Consider the following 26,974-nt stretch of genomic DNA (forward strand, 5'->3'; position numbering starts at 1 on the left):
ATGCGCACCAGGGCAGCCGTTATCTACGGTCTTCACACCCGCTTCGAGGTCAAGGAGGTCGAACTCGACGAGCCCGGACCCAATGAAGTACTGGTCCACCTGGCCGCGTCCGGCATCTGCCACTCTGATATGCACAACGTGACCGGTGACCAGATCGCAGCACTGCCAATGATTTTCGGCCACGAAGGGGCCGGCGTCGTCGAGACGGTCGGCGCCAATGTCACCCATGTGCAGCCCGGTGACCACGTCGTCATGTCCTATCTACCGTCCTGCGGGACGTGCCGCTGGTGCACCGGCGGGCAGACCAACCTGTGCGACCTGGGCGCCTACACCGTCCTTGGCCCGCAGATCGACGGCACCTACCGGTTCCGCGACGACGAGGGCACCGAGCTCGGGCAGTTCTGCCTGGTCTCGACGTTCAGCGAGTGGACGGTGGTACCGGGTCAATCGGTGGTCAAAGTGGACCCGCACTACCGTCTCGAACGGGCCTGCCTGGTGGCGTGCGGCGTCACCACCGGGGTCGGCACGGCGATCTACCGCGGTGGTGTCCGCCCAGGCGACGACGTGATGGTCTTCGGTGTCGGCGGCATCGGGATGAACATCGTCCAAGGCGCCAAGCTGGCGGGGGCGAAGCGCATCATCGCTTGCGACATCAATGACTGGAAACTGGAGCAGGCCAAGATCTTCGGCGCCACTCACACCGTCAATCCGAATATCACAGACCCGGTCGAATTCGCCAACCAGCTCACCTGGGGGGTCGGCGTGGACCGGTCCTTCGAGGCGGTCGCAACACCGGAGACAATCGGCCAGGCCGTCAGGGCCCTCCGCAAAGGCGGTCAGGCGACGGTGGTCGGGCTTACCCGTCACGATCAGCCCGACATCCCGATCAACCCTTCGGACTTCGTGCTCTGGCAGAAAACGTTGACCGGTTCACTCAACGGAGGGTGCAACCCACGCAACGACATCCCGGCCATGCTGAAGCTTTGGGACAGTGGACAACTCAATCTCGATGATCTCGTAACCAACGAGTACCGCCTGGAGCAGATCAACGACGCCTACGACGACCTGCTGTCCGGGAAGAACCTGCGCGGTGTCATCCGCTACGAATGGGCAGACAACGGAGTGGATACCCCGTGAGCGCGCACGACGAACTCGACGCCGACGCACGGGAGTTCCTGGCGGTCGTCAATGATTTCTGTCAGAGCCGGGTCGCACCACGAGCTCAGGAAATCGACCTTACGGGCGAGTTCTTCCCTGACCTGCTCGCCGAAGCCGCGGCCCTCGGACTCCAAGGACTGATCTTCTCCGAAGACGGCAAGATCGACCCGGCGATGTTCGCCCTGGCCCACGAGACCACCGAACTGATCGCCTCGTATTCCGGCGCTGTCGCGCTCGGCATCTCGATTGCCCGACTGCACGGGTATCTGCTGGCCGCTTACGCGCCGAGTGAGATCAGGGACCGGTGGCTGCCAGGGCTGATGGACGGCACGATCCGCGGCGCCTTCGCCCTCAGCGAACCCCACTCCGGTACCGATATTCGTGCCGGCCGGACGGTCGCCACCACGATCGATGCGGACACCGTCAGCATCACCGGTGAGAAAGCGTGGATCACTCAGTCCCCCGCAGCGCACTTCTGCATCGTGCTGGCCAAGCTCGAATCGGCGGACCGGGATGCCCCCACCGCAGCGTTCGTGGTACCGCTGGACCACGAGGGAGTGACGGTGGGCAAGGACGAGCCGATGTCAGGCTTCCGTGGAATGCCCATGGCCAACGTGCATTTCGACGGTGCCAGGCTGCCCTCGACGGCCCGTCTGCACGTCGACGGCTTCCGCGGCATGCTCGAAGGGCTCAATCTGGCCCGCCTCGACGCCGGCTGCTACGGCGTAGGCTTCATCAGGGCGGCACTGCGAGAAACCAGCACGTACGTCCGTGACCGGGAAGCGTTCGGCAAGACCCTGGGAGATCTGCAGATCGTGCAGGAGAAGCTGGGCCATATGCACGCCGACTACCTGGCGGCGCGCGGCCTGTTGCGGTCCGGGGTGGAGAGTTTCGCGGCCGGCGGCGGCGGTGACGCGCACCTGATCTCGGCGGCCAAGATGTTCGCCTCCGATGCAGCAATGCGCCATACCACCGAGGCGGTCCAACTCCACGGCGGTTACGGGGTACATCTGCACTATCCGGTGCAACGGTTGATGCGCGACGCGAAGATCACCCAGATCATCGACGGCACAAGCGAGATCCACGCCCTGATGCTGGGCCGAGCGGCAGCACGCGCCGACTGGTCCCTCATCGACATCCACGCCTGACCAATCCCCTCCGAAGGAGGCGACGTGACCACCACTACCGCAGCACCTGGCACACCGACCGATTCATTCAGGCCGGGCGCTATCTTCGTCGACGGCCAGTTCATCACCTCCGACGGCGAACCTCTTCCGGTGACAGATAAGGCCACCGGCGAGGTGATCGGTACCACCGCATCGGCCACCATCGCCGAAGTCGACCGCGCCGTCGCCGGAGCGGTTGCCGCCCAACGTGACTGGCATGCCACCCCGGCCACCGAGCGGGCCGCGATCCTGCGCCGCGCCGGCGCCCTGCTGGACGCGGCGACCCCACGATTTCGCGATGTGCTCGTCCGCGAGGGTGGCGCCACCGGGCCGAAAGCTCTCGGCGAAATCGGCGCCAGCGTCATCGAGTTCTATCAGGCCGCCGAACTGGCCACCACTCCCCTGGGGGAGGTGATCCCCTCCGGCCAGCGTGGCCGCGTCAACCTGGTGGAAAGAGTGCCGGTCGGTGTCGTCGGCCTCATCACCGCGTGGAACGCCCCCCTGCACATCGCTTTACGGGTTCTGGCACCGGCCATCGCCCTCGGTAACGCCGTCGCGCTGAAACCGGCACCCGAGACACCGTTCGTCGGCGGACTGATGATCGCCGAGATCCTCGCCCAGGCGGGGCTACCGGCCGGAGTAGTGCAGGTGCTGCCCGGCGCCGAGGCGGGCCCCGCCCTGGTGAACCACCCCGATGTCCAGATGATCCACTTCACCGGATCCGAGCCGACCGGCATCCTTATCAACGTGGCCGCGGCTCCACTGCTCAAACGGGTTGCCCTGGAACTGGGCGGTAACAACGCCAGCATCGTGTTGTCCGACGCCGACCTCGACCTGGCGGCCCAGTGCGGTGCCACGTCGTCATTCGGCCATCAGGGCCAGGTGTGCATCGCGACCGGTCGCCATATCGTGCTGGCCGATGTCGCCGAGGCTTACATCGCAAGACTCGTCGAACACGCCCGCGCACTGACCGTCGGGGATCCGTTCGTCAGCGACGTCGACCTCGGACCGATGCTGTCGACGCGTCAGGCCGACCGCGCACTTGAAATGGTCTCCCACAGTGTGGAAATGGGAGCACGTGTGGTCGAAGGGGGCACCGCAGACGGAGTCTTCCTGCGCCCTACCGTCGTCACAGACGTCGCGCCGGGTATGGCACTCCACGACGAGGAGGTGTTTGCTCCCATCGCACCGATCACCGTCGTCGACACCGTCGAGCAAGCACTGGAGATCGTCAACGGCACCCGGTTCGGGTTGTCGACAGCGGTATTCGGCCGCGACCTCGACAATGCCTGGGCGGTGGCCGACCGGGTGCGCTCCGGCATGGTCCACGTCAACGACGGCTCCGCCATGCATGAATCACACGTGCCGTTCGGCGGAACCGCCGCTTCTGGACTGGGCGATGACCTTGGCGGGCGGGCCAACATCGACCTGCTCACCGAGCGACGGTGGACCAGCCTGCAGCGCAACACCTCCCCACCACGATGACCGACGACACCAGCGGGCGCGTCCGTCTCGAGACGGACGGCCCGTTGGCCCGGATCGTGCTGGACCGGCCACACAAGCGAAACGCGCTCAACACACACATGCTCACCGAGCTCGACGACCGCCTCGCGACCGTCGCCGACAGCGCCGAGGTCCGGGTGGTTGTCGTCCAAGCTGAAGGCAGCGTCTTCTGCGCCGGAGCCGATACCGCCGAATTCGCCGGACTCGCAAGCGAAACCATCCGGGGCCGATGGACCCGGCTGGGTCAGCGAGTCTTCGGCGCGCTGGCGGACCTACCGCAAACCACCGTCGCGGCGCTGCACGGCAGCGCCTTCGGCGGCGGTTTGGAGCTGGCCTTGCACTGCGACTTCCGGGTGGCAGCACCGCAGATCGGCCTGGGGCTGCCGGAAGCCACCCTGGGCACAACACCGGGCTGGTCCGGGGTCAGCCGAGTGCTCGGGATCGCCGGGCCGGCTGCTGCCCGGATGCTGGCGTTGACCGGCCGCACGTTCTCAGCTCAGGACGCGCTGCGACTCGGGATCGTCGACGTCATCGCCCTCACCGCCGAAAGCGGTGTGCAGCAGCTCGTCGATGACCTGCTGCACACCACACCGATTGCCCAATCCATCCTCAAACAAGCTCTGGCGCACCACTCTGCGCCTGCCGTCGCAGGATTGCTGGACTCGCTGGCCGGCGCCTATCTCGCCGAGGCCGGCGAGACCATACCCACTACTACCTTCAGGAGAAGCCACTCATGACCAGAACCGTGTTGATTGCCGGCTCGTCGCGCGGTATCGGTGCGGCCGCCGCCCGCCTCGAAGCGGCCGCCGGCTCGCAGGTCATCCTGCACGGCCGGACCGAATCCGGAGCCCTGAAGAAACTTTCGGCCGATCTCGGCGCACCGGCCTTCAACTGCGACGGTCAAGATGCCGACGCGGTCATCGCGATGGTCGACGAGGTCAAGAATCGCGGGTACGTCCCCGACGCCTTGATCTGCACATTGGGAGCCGTTCAGGCCACCGACGCCATGACCGGCAACACCGACGCCTGGCTCGACGAATACCGCGCCAACGTGCTCGCACCGGTGAACTTCATCCGCGCGGTGGCCCCGCTGATGCTGACCAACGGCGGAGGACGCATCGTGACGGTTTCCTCCATCCGTGGACGCGACAACCTGGCCAGCCCCGAGGTGACCGGTTACTCGGCAGCCAAAGCCGCGCTGGAGAACGTCACCGTGTCGTTCGCCAAGGCCCTGGCACCGACCATCACCGTCAATTCCGTCGCCCCCGGCTTCGTCCTCACCGATATGGCAGAGACCTGGTCAGACGAAGTCCGCAAAGAGGTCCGCGCCAATCTGCTGGGGCGTGCCGGCGAGCCAGAAGAGATCGCCGCTCTGCTGTCCTTTTTGGTCAGTGACTCCGCCAGCTTCATCACCGGCCAGACGATCCTGGCCGACGGTGGACTCGACGCACGCTGAAAGCGAACGCTCAATGGCTGCACTACTTCTCCCCTCACCTGATCACACCTGCACCCGGTTACTACTCAACGAGCCGGCCCAACTCGACGTTCGCTCCACACCCCCGGCCAGCCGGGCGGTGTACGCCGCTGCCCACGTCGTCGCCGACCCAGTGCGCGCCTGCACGGCCGATCTTGGCGACGCCATCGACTGGGACGCCACCGCGCAGTTGCGGCATGATCTCTGGTCGCTTGGACTGGGCGTGGCCGAATCGATGGACACCGCCCAGCGCGGTATGGGGCTGGACTGGGCTGCAGCCAAGAAGCTGGCCCTGCGCACGCTCGATGAGGCGCGGTCGGTCGGCGGTCAGGTCGTCGTAGGGGTCGGCACCGACCAGCTCGACAATCCGCGGCCGAGCATTGAGGAGATCCGCGACGCCTACATCGAACAGATCGACGCCATCGAATCCGCCGGCGGCAACGTCGTGCTCATGGCCAGCCGCGACCTCGCGCGCGCCGCAACCGGACCCGACGACTACCTCGCCGTCTACAGCGACGTCCTCGACTCGGCGTCCCGGCCGGTCGTGTTGCACTGGCTCGGTTCGATGTTCGACCCCGCACTCACCGGATACTGGGGCTTCACCGAGCCGCACGCAGCGATGGACACCGTCGTACAGATCATCACCGAACACCTGCCCGCCGTCCGCGGCATCAAGGTGTCACTGCTCGATCCAGAACTCGAGATCGCACTGCGCATCCGCCTGCCGGAGCCAGCCCGCATCTTCACTGGCGACGACTTCAACTACGTTGACCTGATCGCCGGCGACGGCACCCGATCGAGCGACGCGCTGCTGGGCGCATTCGCAGCCATCGCGCCCTACGCGTCGGCGGCGTTCGCTCGGCTCGACCTCGGGGATGAGCAGGGCTTCCGCGATATCCTCGGCCCCACCGAGGCGCTGAGCCGAATCGTGTTCGCTCCACCGACGCAGTACTACAAAGTCGGAGTGGCCTGGCTCGCATATCTCAACGGAAAGCAGAGTCATTTTCGGATGATCGGCGGCTTCGAAACCGGCCGCTGCCTAGAACATCTGGCGGAACTTATCCGTGCCGGCGACGCGATCGGCTTGTTCCCGGATCCCGATCTGACCGCAGCGCGCGCCACCGCGTACTTCGCCGTGCACGGCTTGACGTGATTTCTCCACGCCACCGTCTGTCCCGGCGGTTCGCTGCGGCTATCGCGACTCAGTTGCCGTGCGGGGCCGCCTGCGAGTCGACAGCAGACTTGGCGGCATCGCTGAGCACGTCGGCGATCGTGATCGTGCCCAGACGCGTCTCGACCGCGTCGGCGACCTGTCGTTCGATGACCACCAACGCGCGCTGCACATCGATACCGACCGGACAGGATGGGTTCGGGCCGTGCAAGCCCAAGACAGGATCGCCCGCCTGAACGAGGCACCACACCTCGGCGAGCGTGATCGAATCGGCCGGACGGGTCAGCATCCAGCCTCCTCGGGCACCTGGTTGTGACGTCACCATCCCACTGCGCCGCAGAGGTGTCAGGACGCGCCGAACGTGGACCGGGTTGGCATCGACGCTCCGCGACAGCTCCTCTGAGCTGACGAGGACAGCGCCCCCGACACCGGCCAGATAGGTCAGCACGTGCACAGCCACCGCGAACTGGGTGTTCGTCGGAGTGGCCACCCCATCAGCCTGGCATACCGCAACCGACGCGACTACAGTTCACGAAACCGCAATCATTGTGATTGCGAATACGAAGAGGAGTGGCAGATGTCGATCGGAGTCACAGGTGCGTCGGGCCTGTTGGGCAGGCGGGTCGCCGCCCGCCTGCTCGACGCCGTCGATCCCGCCGAGGTGGTCCTCACCAGTCGCTCGGTGGACTCGCTATCAGAGTTCGCCGCCCGCGGTGCCCGCATCCGTCGGATCGATTTCACCGAGCCCGCCACGCTCGCTGACGCCTTCGCCGACGTCGACCGGCTGCTGCTGGTGTCGACCGACAGCGTCGGCGACCGGGTGGCCGGCCATCTCGCAGCTATCGCGGCCGCCGCGGCGGCCGGTGTCGAACTCGTTGTCTACACGTCGGTACCCGAACCGGTCGACGTGAACCCAGCGCTGGTAGTACCCGATCATCGCGCCACCGAGGACGCCCTGCGCGCCAGCGGAATGAAGTGGATTTCGTTGCGTAACAACCTTTATGCCGATATTCAGTTGCCCACTATCGAACACGCTGCCGCGTCGGGCAAGTTCGTGACCAACGTAGGTGACGGACGCGCCGCCTACGTCACCCGCGACGACTGCGCAGCCGCCGCCGTCGGCGCGTTGACAGGGCTCGCCGCCGACGACACGGCCTACGACGTCACCGGCCCCGAAGCGCTCTCCGCCCACGACCTCGCCCGCCTCGCGGGACCCGCAGTGGAGGTCGTCGACGTCGACGACACCACCTACGAATCCGGCCTCGTTACAGCAGGACTGCCACGGGGCGTCGCCCAACTACTGACCTCGTTCGGCGCCTCGATCCGCGAAGGCTATTTGAGCGCAGTCACGCCAGCGGTTGAGCACCTCACCGGCGCCAAGCCGGCACCGCTAAGCAGCCTGCTGCCCTGACACCGCACACCCAGGCGAGGTGATCGGGCTTCGCCGAGGAGGCGAGTGGATCAGTGCGCTGTCGCCACGCAGGTGCCGCTTATCGTCGACGGCCCGCGCCGCTCCTCTCCGCACTGTGGATGCTCACAGGGAACTCACTGCGTTGGCGCACGCCAACGCAGTGAGTCCACGCGGCCAACGACTAGCCGGATCGAGTTTTGCTCTGCGAGAATCAAATTCGCTCTCAGATCAAGGTGTTTGCCCCAGCTCCCAGCGCACCTGAATCCCGCAGCCGCCCAACCGCGTTCACGATCGATTGACGACGGCGGACCGCTGCGGATGTGATGTCTGTCGCGATGCGACCCGGTAGCTGGCATTCGCGGCGGTCCAACTGCCACCATGGAAACATGTTCGTAACATGCCTCGGTACCGGCGCCAGCTGATGGGTCACACACAGTTGGTGAGTCGCGTCCGCTGGGTGATGCATGCACTCGGAACCAACCCGCTCATCCGTAGGACCGATCGACTCGAAGCGATCTCGATCGTTCTCATCATCGGACTCAGCCTGATCGCCATCCCCTTCGTCAATCGGATCGGTGACGATATTTCAGAAGCCCGCATGCAGACGATCTCCGCGCAGCAGCGAGACTGGCATCCGGTGACGGCAGTGGCCCTCAACGATAGCTCCGCACCTTCCGCGCGCTTCGCCAAGCCGGCGCCGGTCCGAGCGCAGTGGAAGGAAGGGACACAACTGCGCACCGAGCTGGTTCCCGGCCCGGTGTTCCTCAAAGCCGGTGCACCTCTTACGGTTTGGCTCGACGGTTCAGGAAAGATCGTTCACCCGCCGACGACGGCCGACGAGGTCAGGTCCAGCATGACGAGCCGGGCCTGGGCCGTGTGGCTCAGCGCGGTGGCGGCTGCCGCCCTCGTGGCGGCAGGTTTGCGCAGATGGCTGGATCGATCGCGCACAAGAGCCTGGGAGCGCGAATTGCAACTGTTGGCGCACAACGACGACGGCTGGGCCAACAGACTCATCTGATCGAGGACACGGATGCGAACGTGAAACCGTTGAGCGCGTCGAGAATGCGGTAACCTTCGGCGCTGTGCGAGGGATCGAGGACCACTGGCTGATACGGCACGCATCCGTTCGCGGGGTGGTGATGACGGCGCTGACGGCAGTCGTGGCAGTCATCGTGGTGCTGACGGTTCTACACAAGCCGGGCGGCGGCCCTGATTACACGCCGGCCCCGGTAAAGCCTACGGAGGCCGCAGACGCCCCGGCCCTGCCCATCGCGCCCCCGGCACCGAGCGCGGCTCCTCCGCCCGTCGTCGCCTCCGCAACCACGGCCCCCTCGCCCGCTGTCGCCCCATCAGCAACCGTCGCCCCACCGATAACATTGGCCCCGTCGGCAACCGTCGCTCCGTCGGCAACCGTGGCCCCGCCAGTAGCTGTGACCCCGTCGGCACCCGCGGGTCCCTCGACAAGCGCCGCGACCTCAACGAGCGCCGCTCCCACGACGACCCCCAGCCTGCGGCAATACCACCAGCCTCCCGCCCCGACCACGTGGGCACCCAACCAAGTCCATCGCTAGGGACCGACGACGTCGCAACCCCTCGTCTGAGCCAGTGTCGAACCGGCCGAGCGGACGGCTCAGGGGAGCTTGGCCGCGATCTCACGGGCGCCTGCGATAACCTGGGCACCCGCGCGTTCCAGGTTCTCCGGGTCCAACCTGTGGGTCAGGAAGCTGATGCTCAGCGCGTAACGAGATGGCCCTCCGTTCGAAGAGGGTACGGCAGCCGCCACGCAGGTGAGTTCCTCTGCGGCCTCTTCCCGATCGACAGCGAAGCCCAGTTCGCGAATCTCCTTGATCTCCACCGCCATCTTCTTCATCGACGTGATGGTGTGGGTGGTCAACTCCGGGAGTCCGGCTGAGGCGACGATGTCACGCCACACGCTGTCCGGCATCGTGGCCAGCATGGCCTTGCCTAATGCGGAGGCGTGCCAGGGATCGGTCTGTCCGACGTCGCTGACTTTCGTGACCGCGCGTTTACCCTCGACGACTTCGAGGATGACGACGCTGTGGTCCTTGTGCACGGCAAAGTTCACCGTTTCGTTGAACTCATTCATCAACCGCGTCATGGTGGGCAGCACCGCCTCGGAAGGAACCTGATTCGAGAAGGCGCGCTGCCCGAGCCTGAAGATCTCCCAGCCCAGTCGGTACTGGTTTGCGTTGAACCGTTCGACGTATCCAAGCGCGGACAGGCTGTTCAGGTAGCGCAGCACGGTCGCCTCGTTTAGCTCTGTGCGCCTGGCGATCTCGGTGAGATTGCCGACCTCGGACTCCGCCACGGCGGTCAGGATCCTGGCCGTGCGCTCGACTCCGATCAGGCTGGCGGATTTCTCTGATACGGCGGCTGTTTTCACTCAGTGAAGGTTACCAGTACCCAGTGTCACGCCGTCCGCGGCTGGATCGGCTCGTCGCTTTCCGGTTGACAGAGTGGTGCACACCACATAGATTTCATCTAGCGCAGTTAGATATCACTCAGTGAAATACGGATTTCGCGCTATCCGTTCCTCGAAGGAGACGCAATGCCTACCGCAGCCGACAGCCGTAACTCCAAGGTCGACGGAGCCAGCATCCTGGCCTCGCAAAACCTTCAGACGGCCGACGACTACGCCCTCACGCCGTCGGTCAAGGCATTCGACGACGGCGGGAAGTACCGTCTGGAAATCTCTGGCGTAGAACGGCTTTCGACCTTGGAGGCCATGCTGGACGAGGCCGACAAGCAGGGCGTGTTCATTCACCGCGTCATCGCATTCGGTGGCGGCACCACGCTGCTCACCACGAAGGAACTCAGTGATGTCGCCGCTCTGGCAGCGGAGAACTCCATCGACCTCGTCGCCGTTCCCGGACCGCGGACCGGGTGGGATCTCGGACGTCAGGCGCTGAGCACCGAAGGCCAGGCCGGTGGGCGACGCGTGCGCGGCCTCGACAACATCCGCTACCTGCTCGACGATTACCTCAGGATCTTCTCGACCGGTATCCGCGGCGTTCTGGTGTGGGATGAGGGCGTTCTCGACATCCTCAACAAGGCGCGCGACGCCGGCCACATCCCTGCTGATGCGAAATTCAAGATCTCGGTCTACGCCGGCCACGCCAACCCCGCCTCCATCCGGATCCTGCAGGACCTCGGCGCCGACAGCGTCAATCCCGTTGGCGATCTCTCCCGCCCGATGCTCGCCGCCATCCGACACTCGGTCGACATCCCGCTCGACGTCTGGGCCGAGACCTTCGAGTCGTTCGGCGGGATGAATCGGCTATGGGAGGCCGGCGATATCGCCCGCGTCGCGGGACCGGTGTACTTCAAGATCGAGCCCGGCGAGTCGGAGGCCGTCATGTACAACGGCTGGGTCAGACCCGAGTTCCACGAGGAGCTCGTCCGCCACAAGGTCCGCCACGCCGCGATTCTCAACGAGCTCGTGCAGACCAATGCCTCAGACGTCGCAGTATCGCCGGTTCCGCGTACTGCTGCGCAAGCGCTCGCGAACTGACAACACGACATCGGCACCTCGGAACGGAGGAAAAAGTGGGACAACGCCACCTTTCGGCGATCATCGGGTCAGGCAATATCGGCACCGATCTGATGATGAAAATTCGCCGTTCCGAGGTGCTTGATATCGCAGCAATGGCCGGAATCGACTCCGCGAGTGACGGTCTCGCGCGAGCTGCCGCTCTCGACGTGGCGGTCACGGCCGACGGCGTGGACGGACTGCTGGACCTCGCCGTCTTCGACGACGTAGCCGTGGTGTTCGACGCCACCAGCGCCGGCGCGCACCGCGTGAACGATGCCAAACTGGCGCGGGCCGGAAAGCGGGTCATCGACCTGACTCCTGCCGCGATCGGTCCCTACGTCGTGCCCGCGGTCAACATGTCCCGGCTCAGCGGGTACCGGAACCTCAACATGGTGACGTGCGGCGGGCAGGCCACCATTCCGGTGGTCGCGGCGCTCGCCGGCCTGACCGAGGTGCACTACGCCGAGATCGTCGCGTCCATCTCGTCGCGATCGGCAGGTCCGGGAACGCGTGCCAACATCGACGAGTTCACCACCACGACTGCCCGCGCTATCGAGTCCGTGGGCGGTGCCGTGCGGGGCAAGGCGATCATCGTCCTCAACCCGGCCGAACCGCCGATGCTGATGCGCGACACCGTCGCCGCGCTGGTGTCGGCGACCGACGAGGCGAAGATCGCGTCGGCGGTCACCGCGATGGTCGCCGAGGTGGCGCACTACGTACCGGGGTACCGCCTGGCGCAGGAGATCCGAACCTCTCCGGTCCCGATGGGAGATCGACGTCGGCGGCTGGCCGGCCCCGCAGGCGAGTTCGCCGAACTGCTTCAGGTGACGGTATTCCTCGAAGTGCAGGGCGCCGCCGACTACCTTCCCGCGTATGCAGGAAACCTCGACATCATGACGGCCGCCGCAGTTCGCGTGGCCGAGGTCGGCGTCACCCAGGAGCCGGCACGATGACTACCGACGTGTACGTCCAGGACGTGACACTGCGCGACGGTATGCACGCCGTGGGGCATTCGCTCTCCGTGACCGAGGTCAGGCGGATCGCGAGCGCACTCGACCAGGCGGGTGTATCGGCCATCGAGGTGGCTCACGGCGATGGATTGGCCGGCGGCAGCCTGACCTACGGAGCCGGGTCCCACGACGACGCCGAATGGATCGCCGCCGCAGCCGACGTCGTCCAGAATGCCAGGCTGACCACACTTCTCATTCCGGGCATCGGCACCCTGGACGACCTGCGCGCCGCCGCCGACCTCGGAGTGACCTCCGTGCGGGTGGCCACCCACTGCACCGAGGCCGACATCGCTGGTCAGCACATCGGCACCGCCCGCACTCTCGGCCTCGACGTCGCCGGATTCCTGATGATGTCGCACCTCGCGCAGCCGGATGAACTTGCGGCGCAAGCGAAGATGATGGAGGACGCCGGTGCCGGGTGCGTCTACGTCACCGACTCCGGTGGCCGCCTCACCATGACCGGGATTCGCGATCGCGTCCGTGCCTACCGCAGCGTCCTGGCGTCGACGACGACGATCGGCGTGCACGCACATCACAATCTGGCGCTGGGAGTGGCGAATTCACTCACCGCGGTCGAGGAAGGCGCACACCGGGTGGACGCATCACTGACCGGTCTTGGCGCAGGGGCAGGCAACTGCCCGCTGGAGGCCTTCGTCGCCGTCGCCGAACTCAACGGCTGGCACCACGGCTGTGATCTCTACGCGCTGATGGACGCCGCCGACGACATCGTCCGGCCATTGCAGCGACGACCCGTCCGCGTCGACCGCGAGACGCTGACCTTGGGCTTCGCCGGTGTGTACTCCAGCTTTCTGTTGCACGCCGAGCGTATTGCCGCTGAAGTCGGCATCGAGACGCGCGATCTGCTCGTCGAAGCCGGCCGCAGGTCGATGGTCGGCGGCCAGGAAGATCTGCTCATCGATCTCGCCCTCGACATGAGGAGGTGAGAGACCGCTCCCCCGCCCGGTTCGCGGACCCTGCTGCGGAGCAGAACCGGGAGTTGATCAGCACGCATCATCGACACGCCAAAACACGAGAGATGAACGACCATGGAGAACGTCACCGCATCCTTGCCACCGCGACGGCCCACTGCGACGCCGTCGTCGTCTCCGCCCGGCACCTCACCGCCTGCCGGGCGGCGCAATCACGGACTCAGAGAGAACAGCCTCGGCGTGCCGAGCATCTTCTTCTACATCATCGCCGCGGCATCCCCTCTCACCGTCGTCGTGGCGCTGTTCCCCATCATCATCGGAGCGGGCAACGGTGTGGGCATGCCAGGGGCGTTCGTCATCGCCGCGGTGGTCCTGATGATCTTCGCGGTCGGGTATGTCGCGATGAGTCGGCACGTCACCAATGCGGGCGCGTTCTACGCCTACGTGACGCTCGGCCTCGGACGCATCCCAGGACTGGGGTCGGCGTTCCTCGCGATCTTCGCCTACAACGCGATCCAGGCCGGGCTCTACGGTGGTTTCGGGTACTACGCCTCCGAGCTGCTCAACCCGGCCCTGGGTATCGACATCCCTTGGTGGGCCTACGCATTCGGCGCTCTGGTGCTGTGCCTGGGTCTGGGCGTGCAGGGCGTCCACTCCGGGGCGAAGGTGCTCGGGGTCTTCATGACACTGGAAGTCACCATGATCACCATCCTCAGTGCGTTCAGCCTGTCGGGTAAATCAGTGCCGGTATCGCAGTTTTCCTTCGAGCCCTTCGAGCCGAGCGTCGTCCTCGGCGGGGCGTTGGGCGTCGCATTGATGTTCGCTCATGCATCCTTCATCGGTTTCGAGGGATCGGCGATCTACGGTGAGGAAGCGCGCGATCCGGCCCGCACCATCCCGCGCGCGACGTATCTGTCCATCGCGTTCATGGGCGTTCTGTACGCCGTATCCGGCTGGCTCATCATCAATGCGCTGGGCATCGACAAGGTGGTCGGGATGGCCAACGAAACCGGAGGAAACTTCATCTTCGCGGCGAGCGATGCCATCATCGGCCACAACATCTCGGTGGTCTTCCAGACGCTGATCGTGTCGGCGACCTTCGCCGCCATCGTCACCTTCCACAACAACGTCTCGCGGTACCAGTTCTCGCTCGGCAGGCAGGGACTGGTGTGGAAACCGCTGGGCTGGACGTTGCCGCGCCGCCAGACGCCGTGGGTCTCGGGCATCGTGCAGAGTGTGACCGTGGGCATCGTCATCGCCCTGTTCGCTGTCTTCGGCCAGGACCCGTTCGCCACTCTGTTCACCTGGGCGACGGGGATCGGCACGATCGGCGTCATCCTGTCGCAGCTCATCGCAGGCATCGCGATCTTCGCGTTCTTCCGCAAGTCGGACGTCGACAAACGCCCCTGGAACACAGTGATCGCCCCGATCCTCGCGATCCTCGGACTCGGCGCGTTCTTCGTCCTGACCTTGAACAGCCTCGATATTCTGCTCGGTGTCCAGGGCGTGATGGCGACGTTCATGCTGTCGCTGGTTTTCCTCGCCCTACTGGCAGGTCTCCTCTATGGCGGCTACCTGCGCATCTTCGCGCCGGCGAGGTACGCACTCGTAGGGCAGGCGCTCAACGAGCGCGAGCTGGACGAACCCGCCCCCGAAGCTCAGTAGCGACCGCCTCTTTCCACGATTCGGCGCGCAGTGGCGTCCACCGTTACGTACATTTGTCCGCATCGATGCGTACAAACGTTCTTAACAACGGAGGGCCCATGGCATCCACACCGCGACGGGCACGTCGACACGACCCCGAGAGAAAGGAGCGCATCGTGACCTCGGCGCTGGAGGTGCTGGCCCGAGACGGCATCGCGGGCATCACGCACCGCGCGATCGGCACTGCCGCTGATGTGCCGTTGGGCTCGATCACCTACCACTTCGCCACCCTCGACGACATCGTCTACCAGGCGTTCGAAACCCACGTCGACAACCTGGCCAGCCGCTTCGAAGCGCGACTGGCGTCCTGCCACGACGCGGACGACATCATCGAATGCATTGCCGCGGCAATCACCGACGACCTGGCCGCTCACCCCAATGAGCTGGCCGTGACCTACGAGTTGTACGGCGATGCGGTGCGCAAGCCCGAAACCCGGCGCCTGACGCAACGGTGGATCGAGCGCGCCGAGGACGCCCTGACCGAGCACTTCGACCGCGCCACGGCCCGGCTCATCGACGTCGTCGTCGAGGGCCTGATGGTGCGCATGTCCATTGCACAGCAACCGATTTCAAAGAAGGAGGTTCGCCACCTTCTGACCATGGCAGCCGACGGAGCACAGACCGGCAAGCACCGAACACCACCGACCAAGGAGTGATCATGACCTACCAGAGCAAGATGTTCATCGACGGCAACTGGACCGACGCTGCAGACGGCGCCGTCGATCAGGTACCTGCACCCACTACCGGCGAAACCTTCGCCGAGATCGCGCACGGCGGCGTCGCCGACGTCGATCGCGCAGTGGCAGCGGCCGATGCCGCCTTCCCCGACTGGGCCAGAACGCCAGTGGGCGAACGGGCCCGGGCCTTCCTGACCCTCGCCGACCGGATCGAGGCCGACCAGCGCACGCTCGCCGAGATCGAGTCTCGCAATGTCGGCAAACCAATCAGCCTGGCGCTGGAAGAGATGGAGATGATCCCCGATCACCTCCGGTTCTTCGCGGGTGCCGCCCGCACGATGGAAGGCCGCGCAGCCAGCGAGTTCGTCCGCGGAAAGACCAGCATCATCCGGCGCGATCCGCTCGGCGTCGTCGGGTCCGTCGCGCCATGGAACTATCCGCTGCTGATGGCGATCTGGAAGATCTCCCCCGCCCTACTCACCGGAAACACACTGGTGCTCAAGCCTTCTGAGCACACACCCTTCTCGGTCCTGCGGCTCGCCGAACTCGCACAGGACCTGTTTCCTGCCGGGGTGTTCAACGTCGTGACCGGTGACGGTGAGGATGTCGGCGCGCGCCTGGTCGCCCACCCCCGGGTGCGGATGTCGTCGCTGACCGGATCGGTGGACACCGGCCGGGCTCTGATGCGCGCCTCCGCCGACTCCAACCTCAAGAGGCTGCATCTCGAACTCGGCGGCAAGGCGCCTGTGCTGGTGTACCCCGACGCCGACGTCGCGCTGGCCGTCGGCAAGATCATCGAGGGCGCATTCTGCAACTCCGGGCAGGACTGTATGGCCGCGTCGCGGCTCTATGTTCACGAGTCTGTGCACGACGAGTTGGTAGCCGGTCTCGAAAAGGCAGTCAAGGAACTCGATCTGGGTGACACCGCGGACGACAACACCACGATGGGACCGGTCATCACCGCGGCGCACCGCGACCGGGTCGAGGGTTTCGTCCAGCGGGCCAAGGCCACCGGCCACACCGAGCTGATCCAGGGCGACAACCCCGGCACCGGCTTCTACACCGCCCCCACCGTGGTCGTCGGCGCCCGCCAAGGAGACGAGATCGTCAGCACCGAGGTGTTCGGACCGGTCACCTCGGTGACAAGGTTCACCGACCGCGACGACGTCATCGCCTGGGCAAACGACACCGAATACGGCCTCGCCGCATCGGTGTTCACCAACGACATCTCGCGGGCCATGTCCGCCTCGAGTGATCTCCAGTTCGGCACCGTGTGGATCAACGACCATCTGCCGGTCACCCCCGAGATGCCGCACGGCGGCTTCAAGCAGTCCGGCAACGGCAAGGACATGTCGGTCTATGCCCTCGAGGAGTACACCGAGATCAAGCACGTCATGATCAACCGTGAGATCGCCTGACATGGCGGTGAGTGCCGTCAACACCTTCCGGCTACGTCCGGGGGTCGACGCCGAGGAGTTCGAGAAGTTCTCGGCCGAACTGGACCGGCCGACGTGCCTGTCCTTCGACGTCGTACTCGAATTCGACGTCTTCCTGGCAGAACCCACCGATTCCGAACCCACCGAAACCCACGTCGTCGAGATCATGACGGTCTCGTCGTGGCCGGAATGGGAACGGGTCCGTGACTCCGCGCCGGAGCTCAAACCCGTGGTCGAGAGGTTCGATGAACTCGTCGAGCCGGACAGCGTTTCGACGCTGCTGACCCGCAAATCACCGCTGCCACAGGAGAATTGACATGCCCGATACACCAGATTACGACGCCGTCATCATCGGCGCCGGCCACAACGGCCTGGTGACCGCCAACTATCTGGCGCGCGCCGGAAAGCGCGTGCTGGTCCTCGAAGCGCGCCACGTGGTCGGCGGAGCCTGCGTCACCGAGGAGCTGATCCCCGGTAGCAAATGGTCCTCCTGCGCGTTCATCGCGGGGCTGCTGCGCCCGGAGATCATCGCCGAACTTGAGCTCGCCAGGTTCGGCCTCGAGCTGTACCAGGGTGATGCTCTGTCCTTCAGCCTGTTTCGCGACGGCACTTCGTTCACCATGTGGAAGGAGACCGACCGGACGCTGCGCGAACTGGAGAAGATCAACAAGAAGGACGCCCAGGCCTTCCTCGACTTCGGGGTCCGGTTGCAGCGCTTCGCCGGGCTCGTCACCCCCTATTTGCTGACCTCCCCGCCGGAGCGCTCCGAGGTGCTTGCCGCCTTCGAGGCGGCCGGTGAGCAGACGCTGTTCAACGAGTTCACCCTGCTGTCGGTGCGCGACCTGCTCGACAGGTACTTCGACGACGAGCGGCTCAAGAGCATGCTGACGTTCTTCGGGATGGTGTCGATCTTCGGCGGACCGTCGTCACCGGGAACGGCCTACACCTACGGCCACCACTCCTGGGGTGAGTTCAACGGCAACTTCGGACAGTTCGGCATGGCCCGCGGCGGGATGGGTGCGATCAGCGAGGCGCTGGCCGCCGGCGCCCGTCACTACGGCGCCGAGATCCGGACCTCGACCCCGGTCGACACCGTGGTCGTCGAGCGCGGCACGGCCACCGGAGTACGCCTCGCCGACGGCACCGTCATCACGGCCGGACAGGTCTTCTCCAACGCCGACCCCAAGCGGTCCCTGCTGCAGCTGATCGAGCCCGGCGTACTACCGGCCACACTGGTCCGCGACGTCAAGGCCATCGACACCCGCGGATCGATGGCCAGGATCCACCTGCTGATCGACGAACTGCCACAATATCTTCCGTTTCCCGACGCCACCGAGGGCCCGCAACACCACGGCCATCAGCTGCTGGGACCGAGCCGGGAGGCATTCGAGGAGGCCTACGAGGCACAGCGCCGCGGGACCTTCCCGAGCACGTTCGTCATCGAGGCCGTCACGCAGTCGGTCACCGACGACTCGTTGGCCCCGGCGGGCCTGCACACGATGACCCTCGGTATCCAGCAGCTCCCGTCCGAGTTGACCGGAACCACCTGGGCGGCGGAGAAGGAGAAGTGGGCCGACCTCGTGCTTGAAGATCTCTTCACCTACGCGCCCAACCTTCGCGAGCACATCCTCGACCGCGCGATCATCACGCCCGACGATCTCAACGACGAGTACCTGATCACCGACGGCAACATCTTCCACGGCAGCATGATGCTGGACCAGCTGTTCGGTGCGCGTCCCATCCCGGAGTTGTCGAATTACCGCACCCCGGTGGGAAATTACTACCTGTGCGGTTCCGGTACCCACCCCGGCGGTGGAGTGATGGGCGCCAACGGCCACAACGCAGCCAAGGTCGCCCTCGACGACGCCGCGGGTGTCACCGCCCCGGCGCGCAGCCCCACCCCGCGAGGCGGTACCCGCAAGGCCCCGTGGCAACAACGGCTGGTCGGCACCCTGATGTCGACCAGGCCGGGACGCTGGGTGGGGTACCAGGCCGCGCGCCAACCCGCGCTGCGCAAGATCACCGCCTACGCCGCACGCGTCCGCTAGCCATGACGACCACACCAGGGCGCTTACGGAGCGCAAAATGGTTCGCCGGACAAGATGTTCCCGGATTCGTCCACCGCTCGGCAATGCGGGCTTCCGGGTTCTCCCGGATGGCCTTCGAGGGTAAACCGATCATCGGCATCTGCAATTCGTGGTCCGAAGTCGTCAACTGCAACATGCACTTTCGCGGCTTGGCCGATTCGGTGCGCCGCGGAGTGCTTGCGGCAGGAGGTTTCCCACTCGAATTCCCCACCATGTCACTCGGCGAACAGCTGATGAAGCCGACCACCATGCTGTTCCGCAACCTCATGGCGATGGACGTCGAGGAATCCATCCGGGCTTATCCCTTCGACGCCGTCGTGCTGCTCGGCGGTTGCGACAAGACGGTCCCCGCACAGCTGATGGGTGCGGCCAGCGCCGACGTCCCCGCCATTGCACTGACGGGAGGACCTGCCTCTCCGGCGGTGTTCCGGGGTAAGCAGCTCGGGGTGGGAACCGACCTCTGGGAATACATCGACGACGTCAGGGCCGGCCGCATGTCGATGGCCGGCTACGAGGAACTGGAGGCCGCGGCCGGACCGTCGCGGGGCCACTGTCCCGAGATGGGCACCGCCTCGACAATGGCCACGCTCGTCGAAGGTCTCGGCATGACGCTACCCGGGAGTGCCGCCATCCCCGCCATGGACTCACGCCGAATGCAGGTCGCGGAGGAATGCGGTGCGCGGGCCGTCGGGCTGGCACTCGAGCGACTCCGGCCGTCGCAGATCATGACCGCGGAGGCCTTTGACAACGCCATCACGCTGATGCTGGCCGTCGGCGGGTCGACCAATGCGATCGTGCATCTGCTGGCGATCGCCGGACGGGTCGGAGTTCCATTGTCGCTGGACCGCTTTCACGAGCTCTCGGCCCGCACACCGCTGATGGTCAACGTGCGCCCGGCGGGTGAGCACCTCGTCGAGCAGGTCTTCCACGCCGGTGGAATCCCGGCGGTGATGAAGTCGGTGGAGACGCTGCTACACACCGACGCCCTGACCGTCACCGGTAAGACCGTCGCCGACAATCTGCCGACGACTGCATCCTCCGACACGTCCGTCATCGCCTCGTTGGGTGAGCCGTTCCAGCCGCCGCAGGGCCTGGCGGTGGTGCGCGGCAACCTGGCACCCGACGGTGCGGTGATCAAGTGCAGCGCGGCAAGTCCCGAGCTACTGGTACATCAGGGCCCTGCCGTCGTGTTCGAGAACATGCAGGATCTGATGCGCCGGTTCGACGACCCGGATCTGGACGTAAGCCCCGATTCCGTCCTGATTCTGCGCTCGACCGGGCCGCGCGGTGCCCCTGGCATGCCGGAGTGGGGTCAACTCCCCATCCCCAGCAAGCTCCTCAAACAGGGTGTCACCGACATGGTCCGCATCTCCGATGCCCGGATGAGCGGAACCGCGTACGGCACCTGCGTGCTGCACGTCAGCCCGGAATCCGCGGCGGGAGGGCCGCTGGGCCTGGTGCGCGACGGTGACGTCATCGCACTCGACGCCCATGCGGGAAAGCTCGACATGCTCGTCTCCGATGACGAATTGGCGGCGCGCCGAGCCGAGCTGGCGCCCGCAGCGACGCGGCATGTGCGCGGCTACACCGCCATGTACGTCGACCACGTGTTGCAGGCCCACCAGGGCTGCGACTTCGATTTCCTCGTCGGGCGTTCCCAACGACCCGAGGACGAACCCGAGGCGATCTTCGAGGGCTGGGTCGGCGGATGGTAGGCGTGGACGGGAAACAAAAAAGCGGATGCGGAGATCGCGACGTTCGGCGAGTGGACCTCACGCAATCCCCACGATCCAGACGAGGAAGGCTGGAAACCTGGACAACCGTCGCTGATCTGCGCGGCTGGATGCGGCGCCGGCGCCCTGGTCGGGCTGTTCGACCTCGCGATGCGCAGAACACTCAACTGCCCACCCGCACCGGGTATGCAGTCCGACAATGATTTTCGCTCGCAACCCTGGCGACGGCGACAGTAAGCGGTGGTTCGAGACCGCGTCACCGCTGGCGGCTGCGCTCATCCTTCCGGTGAACAGTAGATACACGAAGAACCAAATGGCAGAGTTGCGGCGACCTGGCCGGAGAGCCGCTATGACACGGTGTTCGTTCTGACCCCCGCCGGCAAGTGGGTGGGCCTTCACTCAGCAACCCCGGATGCTGCTGGCCGACGATCTGATGGAGCCGATCTGAGTAGAGTTACGCGGTCCGCTGCTCGCCGAATTCGGTTGCGGTCTCTTCAAGCCACAACTGGATTGTCTCGGTATCCTCCCCGAGCACAGGTGGTGCGTCGTGCGTATTCCGCAGAATGCTGGCACCCGTGGCAGTTTCGATGCGGATCGCCGGACCTGGCAGCTGGATCGGACCTAGTGCCGCATGATCGACATCGATCACGAGGCCTTGGCTGAGCGTCTGATCCCATTCGTAGACCTCGTCGAGAGTGCGAATAGCACCCGCAGGCACACCGGCTTCGGTCAGTTGCTCAACGAGGCTGCTCCGTTCGGATGCGGCGAGCGCCTCCTCGATACGGGACACCAAGACATCCCGGTTCGATACGCGCAAGTGATTTGTCGCGAATCGAGGGTCATCGGCATCAATGCCCATGGCCACTGCGAAGCACTTCCAGATCGCCTCCGTGCCTACCGCCAGCTGAACCCATCCGTCCCTGGTTCGGAAGCTTCCATAGGGTGCGATTTGCGGGTGATGGTTGCCGGTAGGTTCGGAAACCTCCTTGCCCACCGTCCATTTGGTGCCGTGGAAGACGTGCGCGCTGATGCTCGCTGCGAGAAGAGACGTTCGAACCACCGCCCCATGGCCGGTTGCCTGGCGAGCTATGAGCGCCGATGCGATGCCAAGGGCGCCGTGGATGCCGGCAAGGACATCAGCGATCGGCACTCCGATGCGCGTCGGACCAGATTCAGGCGAGCCGGTTACCGACATCAGCCCTGCCTCACCCTGGGCGATCTGGTCGTAGCCTGGCCGCGCGCCTTCGGGCCCGTCGTGGCCGAACCCGGTCACCGACAGCGTGATCAGACGCGGATTGATCTGCTCGAGGACTTCCGGCGTGAAGCCGAGTCTGGCAAATCCGCCCGGTCTGAAATTCTCGATCAAGACATCAGCGCGGCGAATCAATTTGGTGAGCGTCTCCTGCCCGTGATCGGACTTCAAGTCCGCCACCACGGATTCCTTGTTGCGGTTGGCGGACATGAAGTAGGTCGAGTGACGATCCTCTTCGGTGCCGACAAAGGGAGGTCCCCAACTCCGTGAATCATCACCGCCACTGGGTGTCTCGACCTTGATCACGCGAGCACCCATGTCGCCCATCGCCATCGCGGCGATGGGTCCTGCCAGTGCACGGGAAAGATCCAGCACGACAATTCCATCGAGCGGTCCAGCTGACATCAATTCTGCCTCTCGGAAGTACGGGTCGTAGCTCTACACCGCGATGCGAACGTTGATCTGCTTGGTTTGGGTAAAACCAGCGATCATGCCTTCCAGAGACACCTCTCGCCCAAGCCCGCTCTGCTTGTAGCCGCCATAGGACTGCCCGACGACCTGACCTCCGCCTTGATTGACTTGGATCCAACCAGTTTCCAGGGCATGGGCCGTCGCCAGGGCATCGTCGAGATGGTGCGTCCAAATGTACGCGGCCAGGCCATAGTGCGAATCGTTCGCCATAGCGACGACTTCATCACGATCAGACCATGGGATAGCGACCAGAACGGGTCCGAAGATCTCCTCGCGGGCCAGGCGCCACGTGTTGTCGGATCCGATGAATACTGTCGGCGCCAAGTAGTACCCGTCCGAACTCAGATCTACGGCTGTCCCATCGAGCGCAACCTTGATGTTGTCGTCGGAAAGCCCTTCCTGGATATAGCTGTTCACCGATTGGAACTGCTCCGCGTTGATGATCGCGCCGATATCGGTGGTTTCGTCGAGCGGATTACCCACCACCTGACGGGCCAACTCATCGGTTAGCCGGGAAAGCACATCGTCGTAAATCGACGTGTGGAGAAACAATCGTGAGCCGGCGGTACAACTCTGTCCTTGCCGGTGCACACGGGAGGAGATGAGCAGGTTCTCGATGAGGTCATCGTCGCGTGCGGCATCGGGAAAGACGATGGAAGGGTTCTTCCCGCCGAGTTCGAGTGACACGTGCGCCAGCCGATCCCCGGCGACCTTCGCGACGTGCCGGCCCACTTCGGTAGAACCTGTGAACGACACTTTGTCGACGCAGGGGTGGGTAGTGAGCGCCTCACCGGCCACGGATCCGCGGCCGGTGACGACGTTGAACACACCGGGAGGAAGATGTTCGGCGCAGACCTCGGCCAGCAGGAGCAGGCTCAGTGGGGCGGCTTCTGCGGCTTTGACCACCAACGTATTTCCTGCCGCCAGCGCAGCCGGGAACTTGAACCCCGCGATCATAAGCGGCGAGTTCCAGGGCAGGATGCACCCGACCACGCCCAATGGCTCTTGACGTGTGTACTGCAGTTGATTGTCCCCTGCGGGAAGAACCGTCCCCTTCACTTCGCCGGCGACGCCGGCAAAATAGCGAAAGAGGTTGATTGTCGCCGCCACCTCGGGCCGCGCCTGGGTGCGGATGGCGTTTCCGGTGTCCAGCGCCGTCAGCCGTGCGAACTCACCACTTCGCGCCTCCACCGAGTCCGCGATTCTGGCCAAGGCACGCTGGCGATCAGAGAAGTGCAGTGCGCGCCAGCCGGGAAAGGCGCGGCGTGCGGCTTGCACCGCGGAATCCACATCGACGGCAGAGGCCTCCGGCGTCCGACCGATGACGCGACCGCGGACGATGGGGGTGGTCACCTCGGTCCACCGGCCGCTCTCCGAGGTCACCCACCGACCGTCGACGAACATCGAATAGTCTTTGGCGGTTGGAAGGCTCAGACCCTCGGAAGCCTTTGTTGCAGTGGTCATCAGACCTCACTTTCGAATTTCGGATGATCGATGGATTTTCCGCGTGCTTCGTTCGCATGATTCACGGATAGAGTCCCCGGAGCAGGTGGGCGTTGGCGACGCGCTCGACCGCCATCACCGTGGCGGCCGTGCGCAAAGAGACGCCGTGACTGCGCGCCTTTTGTTGAACCCCGTTCCATGCCTGCAGCATTCGCTCTTTCAGCCTGCTCTCCACATCGTCGGCGCTCCACCAGTAGGCCTGATTTGCTTGCACCCATTCGAAATAGGACACGATGACTCCGCCTGCATTGGCCAGAATGTCCGGTACTACGACCACGCCGCGACTACGCAGGATGTCATCCGCTTGTTCGGAGGTCGGGCCGTTGGCACCTTCGACGATCACCATGGCATGAATTCGATTGGCATTCTGCGCGTTGATCGTTCCCTCTACTGCGGCCGGTACCAGGAGATCTACCTCGAGCTCCAGAACGTCTGTACGCGCGATCGCCTCGCCACCGGGGAACCCGGCCACGGTGCCATGTGCATCGACGTGCAACTCCAGTGCGCTGATGTCCAGTCCTCCAGCAGCTGCCACCGCGCCGTGCGCATCACTGACTCCGAGAACGCGCACTCCCGCTTCGGCCAGGAACCTTGCGGTATACCGCCCGACTTTGCCGAATCCTTCGACTGCAGCGGCCGCTTCGGCCGGCTCGATACCCACGTCCAGAAGTGCGGCCAGCGCCACATGGACCACCCCTCGCGATGTCGCCGTTGCACGCCCCAACGACCCTCCGAGCGCGAGTGGCTTGCCCGTTGCGACACCGAGGACGGTGTGGCCACTTTGATGCGAGTAGGTGTCCATAACCCACGCCATCGTCTGTTCATCCGTCCCGACATCCGGCGCGGGTATGTCACGTTCGGGGCCGATGAACGGACTGATCTCGGTGGTATATCGACGCGTGACCCGCTCGAGTTCGCCGTGTGAATAGCGATCTGGGTCGATCCGCACGCCGCCTTTCGCCCCGCCGTAGGGGACGTCGAGAAGCGCGCACTTCCACGTCATCCACATCGCCAACGCACGAACTTCGTCGAGCGTCACGTCGGGGCTGAAACGCAAACCACCTTTGGCCGGTCCGCGAGAGAGATTGTGCTGGACTCGATGTCCTGTCAGGACCTCGACTGATCCATCATCACGGCGAAGCGGGATGCTGACTGTCAACTGCCGGCGAGGTGCCGCCAACATGCCTGCAAGCCCGTCGTCGTACCCGAGAATACCTACCGCTGCCGATAACTGCGCTTGTGCGTCGCCGAGCGGATCCGGACGAGGCGACGCGTCGAGATAGGTGAGAGTGGACATATTGTCTGCTTTCCGGGTGGGCGCCCCATCAGATCGACACATAGGAATCGGCAATCGACAGCGCCATGTCTGTCAGCCGGAGTCCTTCGACCAGATCTTCATCGGCGATGTTCAGTGGTGGCTTGATATGCATGCGGTGATAGTTGACAAAGGGAAGGAGCCCATGTGATTTCAAAAATGAGACCATTTCGGCCATCGCCGCGCTGGTGCCGCCGTAGGGAGCGAGCGGCTCGCGAGTCTTCGGGTTCGAGACCAGCTCGAGGGCCCACATCGCTCCGGTTCCCCGGACCTCGGCAAGGCTCGGATGACGGTCGACCATCTCGGCGAGTCTGGGTTCGATGATCTCGCGTCCGATCCGGGCCGCGTTGGCCACCATGCCTTCCCGCTCCATGACGTTGATCGTTGCGACCGCAGCCGCTGTGGCCAACGGATGACCCGAATAGGTCAGACCGCCGGGGTACGTCCGGTCGGCAAAGAAGTCGGCGATCTCGTCGCTGATCGCGACACCACCCAGTGGTACGTAACCTGAATTGACGCCCTTGGCGAATGTGATCAGATCGGGCTCGACGCCCATGTCAGCGATGGCGAACCAGGCCCCAGCCCGCCCGAAGCCACACATCACTTCATCGGCGATGAGCTTGATCCCGAAGCGATCGCAGAGGTCGCGTACCCCACGCATGTAGCCCACAGGCGGCACCATCACCCCGGCAGTGCCCGGGATCGACTCCAGAATGATCGCTGCAACGGTGTCCGGTCCTTCGAAGAGAATGGTCCGCTCGAGATGATCGAGTGCGCGTTCGCATTCCTCCTGCACTGTCCGGGAGTGAAAAGCCGACCGATAGAGGAACGGCCCCCAGAAGTGCAGCGTGCCTGTGTTTGCGTGATCGTTGGGCCAGCGGCGAGGGTCGCCGGTCATGTTGACTGCGGTGGTGGTGCCACCGTGATACGACCGATAGGTGGACATGACCTTGTAGCGGCCAGTGATCAAGCGCGCCATCCGAACCGCATGCTCGTTGGCGTCGGCTCCGCCGTTGGTGAAGAAGATTCGGTCCAGGTCACCGGGGGTCCGCTCTGCTATGAGACGAGCCGCTTCACTGCGTGCGTCGTTGGCATGCTGGGGGGCGATCATGCACATGTGCTCGGCCTGGGCCTGGATGGCAGCGACAACTCGCGGGTGCTGGTGGCCGATGTTCATGTTGACCAGCTGGCTGCCGAAATCCAGGTACCGGTTGCCGGCTCCATCCCAGATGAACGACCCACGGGCACGGGTGATCACCATCGGATTCAGCTGTGCCTGGGCTGACCATGAGTGGAATACATGTCGGCGGTCCAGGCGGAGCGTTCGGTCGGCGGCTGATTCGGTTCCACGTTCGACTTGCTCGAATTGTGTACTGCCCATGTGATCCTCGCTGGTGTGATCCTGGAAAGCCGAAGCACTT

General features: G+C 64.9%; 23 protein-coding genes. 17 read left to right on the top strand and 6 right to left on the bottom strand.

Annotated features, from left to right (window positions below):
- The 6 genes from H7J73_RS24030 to H7J73_RS24055 are packed head-to-tail and all read left to right on the top strand — an operon-like array spanning position 1 to position 6,454.
- A complete protein-coding gene (locus H7J73_RS24030) occupies positions 1-1,137 on the top strand; it encodes a Zn-dependent alcohol dehydrogenase (protein ID WP_264070237.1) in 1,137 nt (378 codons plus the stop codon).
- A complete protein-coding gene (locus tag H7J73_RS24035) occupies positions 1,134-2,306 on the top strand; it encodes an acyl-CoA dehydrogenase family protein (protein WP_264070238.1) in 1,173 nt (390 codons plus the stop codon). The genes H7J73_RS24030 and H7J73_RS24035 overlap by 4 nt, the downstream gene beginning before the upstream one ends.
- A 24-nt stretch (positions 2,307-2,330) precedes the next feature.
- A complete protein-coding gene (locus H7J73_RS24040; protein ID WP_264070239.1) occupies positions 2,331-3,809 on the top strand; it encodes an aldehyde dehydrogenase family protein in 1,479 nt (492 codons plus the stop codon).
- Positions 3,770-4,564 carry an enoyl-CoA hydratase/isomerase family protein gene (locus H7J73_RS24045; protein ID WP_264070240.1) on the top strand — a complete coding sequence of 265 codons (795 nt, stop codon included), beginning with the start codon at positions 3,770-3,772 and terminating at the stop codon, positions 4,562-4,564. Before H7J73_RS24040 ends, H7J73_RS24045 begins: the two co-directional genes overlap by 40 nt.
- A complete protein-coding gene (locus H7J73_RS24050) occupies positions 4,561-5,283 on the top strand; it encodes an SDR family NAD(P)-dependent oxidoreductase (protein ID WP_264070241.1) in 723 nt (240 codons plus the stop codon). The genes H7J73_RS24045 and H7J73_RS24050 overlap by 4 nt, the downstream gene beginning before the upstream one ends.
- A gap of 13 nt (positions 5,284-5,296) precedes the next feature.
- Complete coding sequence (locus H7J73_RS24055) at positions 5,297-6,454, top strand: DUF993 family protein (RefSeq protein ID WP_264070242.1); 1,158 nt, start codon at positions 5,297-5,299, stop codon at positions 6,452-6,454.
- Positions 6,455-6,503: 49 nt separating this feature from the next.
- Here the strand turns inward: H7J73_RS24055 and H7J73_RS24060 are convergent, their stop codons facing one another.
- Complete coding sequence (locus H7J73_RS24060) at positions 6,504-6,962, bottom strand: Rrf2 family transcriptional regulator (protein WP_264070243.1); 459 nt, start codon at positions 6,960-6,962, stop codon at positions 6,504-6,506.
- Positions 6,963-7,049: 87 nt separating this feature from the next.
- Between H7J73_RS24060 and H7J73_RS24065 the strand changes: the two genes are divergently transcribed.
- Positions 7,050-7,883 (top strand): NAD(P)H-binding protein, encoded by an 834-nt coding sequence (locus H7J73_RS24065; protein WP_264070244.1) that lies wholly within the window; start codon positions 7,050-7,052, stop codon positions 7,881-7,883.
- Positions 7,884-8,322: 439 nt separating this feature from the next.
- Complete coding sequence (locus H7J73_RS24070) at positions 8,323-8,901, top strand: Rv1733c family protein (protein ID WP_264070245.1); 579 nt, start codon at positions 8,323-8,325, stop codon at positions 8,899-8,901.
- 612 nt (positions 8,902-9,513) lie between these two features.
- On the opposite strand, the gene H7J73_RS24075 is transcribed toward H7J73_RS24070, so the two are convergent.
- Positions 9,514-10,287: an IclR family transcriptional regulator gene (locus tag H7J73_RS24075; RefSeq protein ID WP_264070247.1), complete on the bottom strand. Its 774-nt coding sequence runs from the start codon at positions 10,285-10,287 to the stop codon at positions 9,514-9,516.
- Between the two features lie 165 nt (positions 10,288-10,452).
- On the opposite strand from H7J73_RS24075, the gene H7J73_RS24080 reads away from it, so the two are divergent.
- The 9 genes from H7J73_RS24080 to H7J73_RS24120 all read left to right on the top strand — a co-directional run bounded on the left by H7J73_RS24080 (position 10,453) and on the right by H7J73_RS24120 (position 20,994).
- Positions 10,453-11,415, top strand: coding sequence for a hypothetical protein (locus H7J73_RS24080; RefSeq protein WP_264070248.1), 963 nt, complete (start codon positions 10,453-10,455; stop codon positions 11,413-11,415).
- 35 nt (positions 11,416-11,450) lie between these two features.
- Positions 11,451-12,389 (top strand): acetaldehyde dehydrogenase (acetylating), encoded by a 939-nt coding sequence (locus tag H7J73_RS24085; RefSeq protein ID WP_264070249.1) that lies wholly within the window; start codon positions 11,451-11,453, stop codon positions 12,387-12,389.
- Positions 12,386-13,390 carry a 4-hydroxy-2-oxovalerate aldolase gene (gene dmpG, locus H7J73_RS24090; protein WP_264070250.1) on the top strand — a complete coding sequence of 335 codons (1,005 nt, stop codon included), beginning with the start codon at positions 12,386-12,388 and terminating at the stop codon, positions 13,388-13,390. Before H7J73_RS24085 ends, dmpG begins: the two co-directional genes overlap by 4 nt.
- A 102-nt stretch (positions 13,391-13,492) precedes the next feature.
- Positions 13,493-15,040, top strand: coding sequence for an APC family permease (locus H7J73_RS24095; protein WP_264070251.1), 1,548 nt, complete (start codon positions 13,493-13,495; stop codon positions 15,038-15,040).
- 155 nt (positions 15,041-15,195) lie between these two features.
- Entirely contained in the window at positions 15,196-15,735 is a 540-nt protein-coding gene (locus H7J73_RS24100) for a TetR/AcrR family transcriptional regulator (protein ID WP_264070252.1), read from the top strand.
- A 2-nt stretch (positions 15,736-15,737) separates the two neighbouring features.
- Positions 15,738-17,174: an aminobutyraldehyde dehydrogenase gene (locus tag H7J73_RS24105; protein WP_264070253.1), complete on the top strand. Its 1,437-nt coding sequence runs from the start codon at positions 15,738-15,740 to the stop codon at positions 17,172-17,174.
- Positions 17,161-17,508: a RedY/HapK family protein gene (locus H7J73_RS24110; RefSeq protein ID WP_264070254.1), complete on the top strand. Its 348-nt coding sequence runs from the start codon at positions 17,161-17,163 to the stop codon at positions 17,506-17,508. Before H7J73_RS24105 ends, H7J73_RS24110 begins: the two co-directional genes overlap by 14 nt.
- Position 17,509: 1 nt before the next feature.
- Complete coding sequence (locus tag H7J73_RS24115; protein WP_264070255.1) at positions 17,510-19,240, top strand: phytoene desaturase family protein; 1,731 nt, start codon at positions 17,510-17,512, stop codon at positions 19,238-19,240.
- 2 nt (positions 19,241-19,242) lie between these two features.
- Positions 19,243-20,994 (top strand): IlvD/Edd family dehydratase, encoded by a 1,752-nt coding sequence (locus H7J73_RS24120; RefSeq protein ID WP_264070256.1) that lies wholly within the window; start codon positions 19,243-19,245, stop codon positions 20,992-20,994.
- Positions 20,995-21,466: 472 nt separating this feature from the next.
- Here H7J73_RS24120 and H7J73_RS24125 read toward each other — a convergent pair whose 3' ends face one another.
- The 4 genes from H7J73_RS24125 to H7J73_RS24140 form a co-directional block, all read right to left on the bottom strand.
- Complete coding sequence (locus tag H7J73_RS24125) at positions 21,467-22,669, bottom strand: CaiB/BaiF CoA transferase family protein (RefSeq protein ID WP_264070257.1); 1,203 nt, start codon at positions 22,667-22,669, stop codon at positions 21,467-21,469.
- Between the two features lie 33 nt (positions 22,670-22,702).
- Complete coding sequence (locus H7J73_RS24130; RefSeq protein ID WP_264070258.1) at positions 22,703-24,199, bottom strand: aldehyde dehydrogenase family protein; 1,497 nt, start codon at positions 24,197-24,199, stop codon at positions 22,703-22,705.
- A gap of 61 nt (positions 24,200-24,260) precedes the next feature.
- A complete protein-coding gene (locus H7J73_RS24135; RefSeq protein WP_264070259.1) occupies positions 24,261-25,535 on the bottom strand; it encodes a Glu/Leu/Phe/Val family dehydrogenase in 1,275 nt (424 codons plus the stop codon).
- Between the two features lie 28 nt (positions 25,536-25,563).
- Positions 25,564-26,934, bottom strand: coding sequence for an aspartate aminotransferase family protein (locus tag H7J73_RS24140; RefSeq protein WP_264070260.1), 1,371 nt, complete (start codon positions 26,932-26,934; stop codon positions 25,564-25,566).
- Positions 26,935-26,974 lie beyond the last annotated feature (40 nt).

Origin of the sequence: Mycolicibacterium komossense (assembly GCF_025822605.1) — a bacterium.
GTDB lineage: Bacteria > Actinomycetota > Actinomycetes > Mycobacteriales > Mycobacteriaceae > Mycobacterium > Mycobacterium komossense.

Coding starts and splice junctions, on each gene's coding strand:
- H7J73_RS24030 (WP_264070237.1), top strand. CDS start 1: ATGCGCACCAGGGCAGCCGTTATCTACGGTCTTCACACCCGCTTCGAG.
- H7J73_RS24050 (WP_264070241.1), top strand. CDS start 4,561: ATGACCAGAACCGTGTTGATTGCCGGCTCGTCGCGCGGTATCGGTGCG.
- H7J73_RS24055 (WP_264070242.1), top strand. CDS start 5,297: ATGGCTGCACTACTTCTCCCCTCACCTGATCACACCTGCACCCGGTTA.
- H7J73_RS24065 (WP_264070244.1), top strand. CDS start 7,050: ATGTCGATCGGAGTCACAGGTGCGTCGGGCCTGTTGGGCAGGCGGGTC.
- H7J73_RS24080 (WP_264070248.1), top strand. CDS start 10,453: ATGCCTACCGCAGCCGACAGCCGTAACTCCAAGGTCGACGGAGCCAGC.
- dmpG (WP_264070250.1), top strand. CDS start 12,386: ATGACTACCGACGTGTACGTCCAGGACGTGACACTGCGCGACGGTATG.
- H7J73_RS24095 (WP_264070251.1), top strand. CDS start 13,493: ATGGAGAACGTCACCGCATCCTTGCCACCGCGACGGCCCACTGCGACG.
- H7J73_RS24105 (WP_264070253.1), top strand. CDS start 15,738: ATGACCTACCAGAGCAAGATGTTCATCGACGGCAACTGGACCGACGCT.
- H7J73_RS24115 (WP_264070255.1), top strand. CDS start 17,510: ATGCCCGATACACCAGATTACGACGCCGTCATCATCGGCGCCGGCCAC.
- H7J73_RS24120 (WP_264070256.1), top strand. CDS start 19,243: ATGACGACCACACCAGGGCGCTTACGGAGCGCAAAATGGTTCGCCGGA.
- H7J73_RS24125 (WP_264070257.1), bottom strand. CDS start 22,669: ATGTCAGCTGGACCGCTCGATGGAATTGTCGTGCTGGATCTTTCCCGT.
- H7J73_RS24130 (WP_264070258.1), bottom strand. CDS start 24,199: ATGACCACTGCAACAAAGGCTTCCGAGGGTCTGAGCCTTCCAACCGCC.
- H7J73_RS24135 (WP_264070259.1), bottom strand. CDS start 25,535: ATGTCCACTCTCACCTATCTCGACGCGTCGCCTCGTCCGGATCCGCTC.
- H7J73_RS24140 (WP_264070260.1), bottom strand. CDS start 26,934: ATGGGCAGTACACAATTCGAGCAAGTCGAACGTGGAACCGAATCAGCC.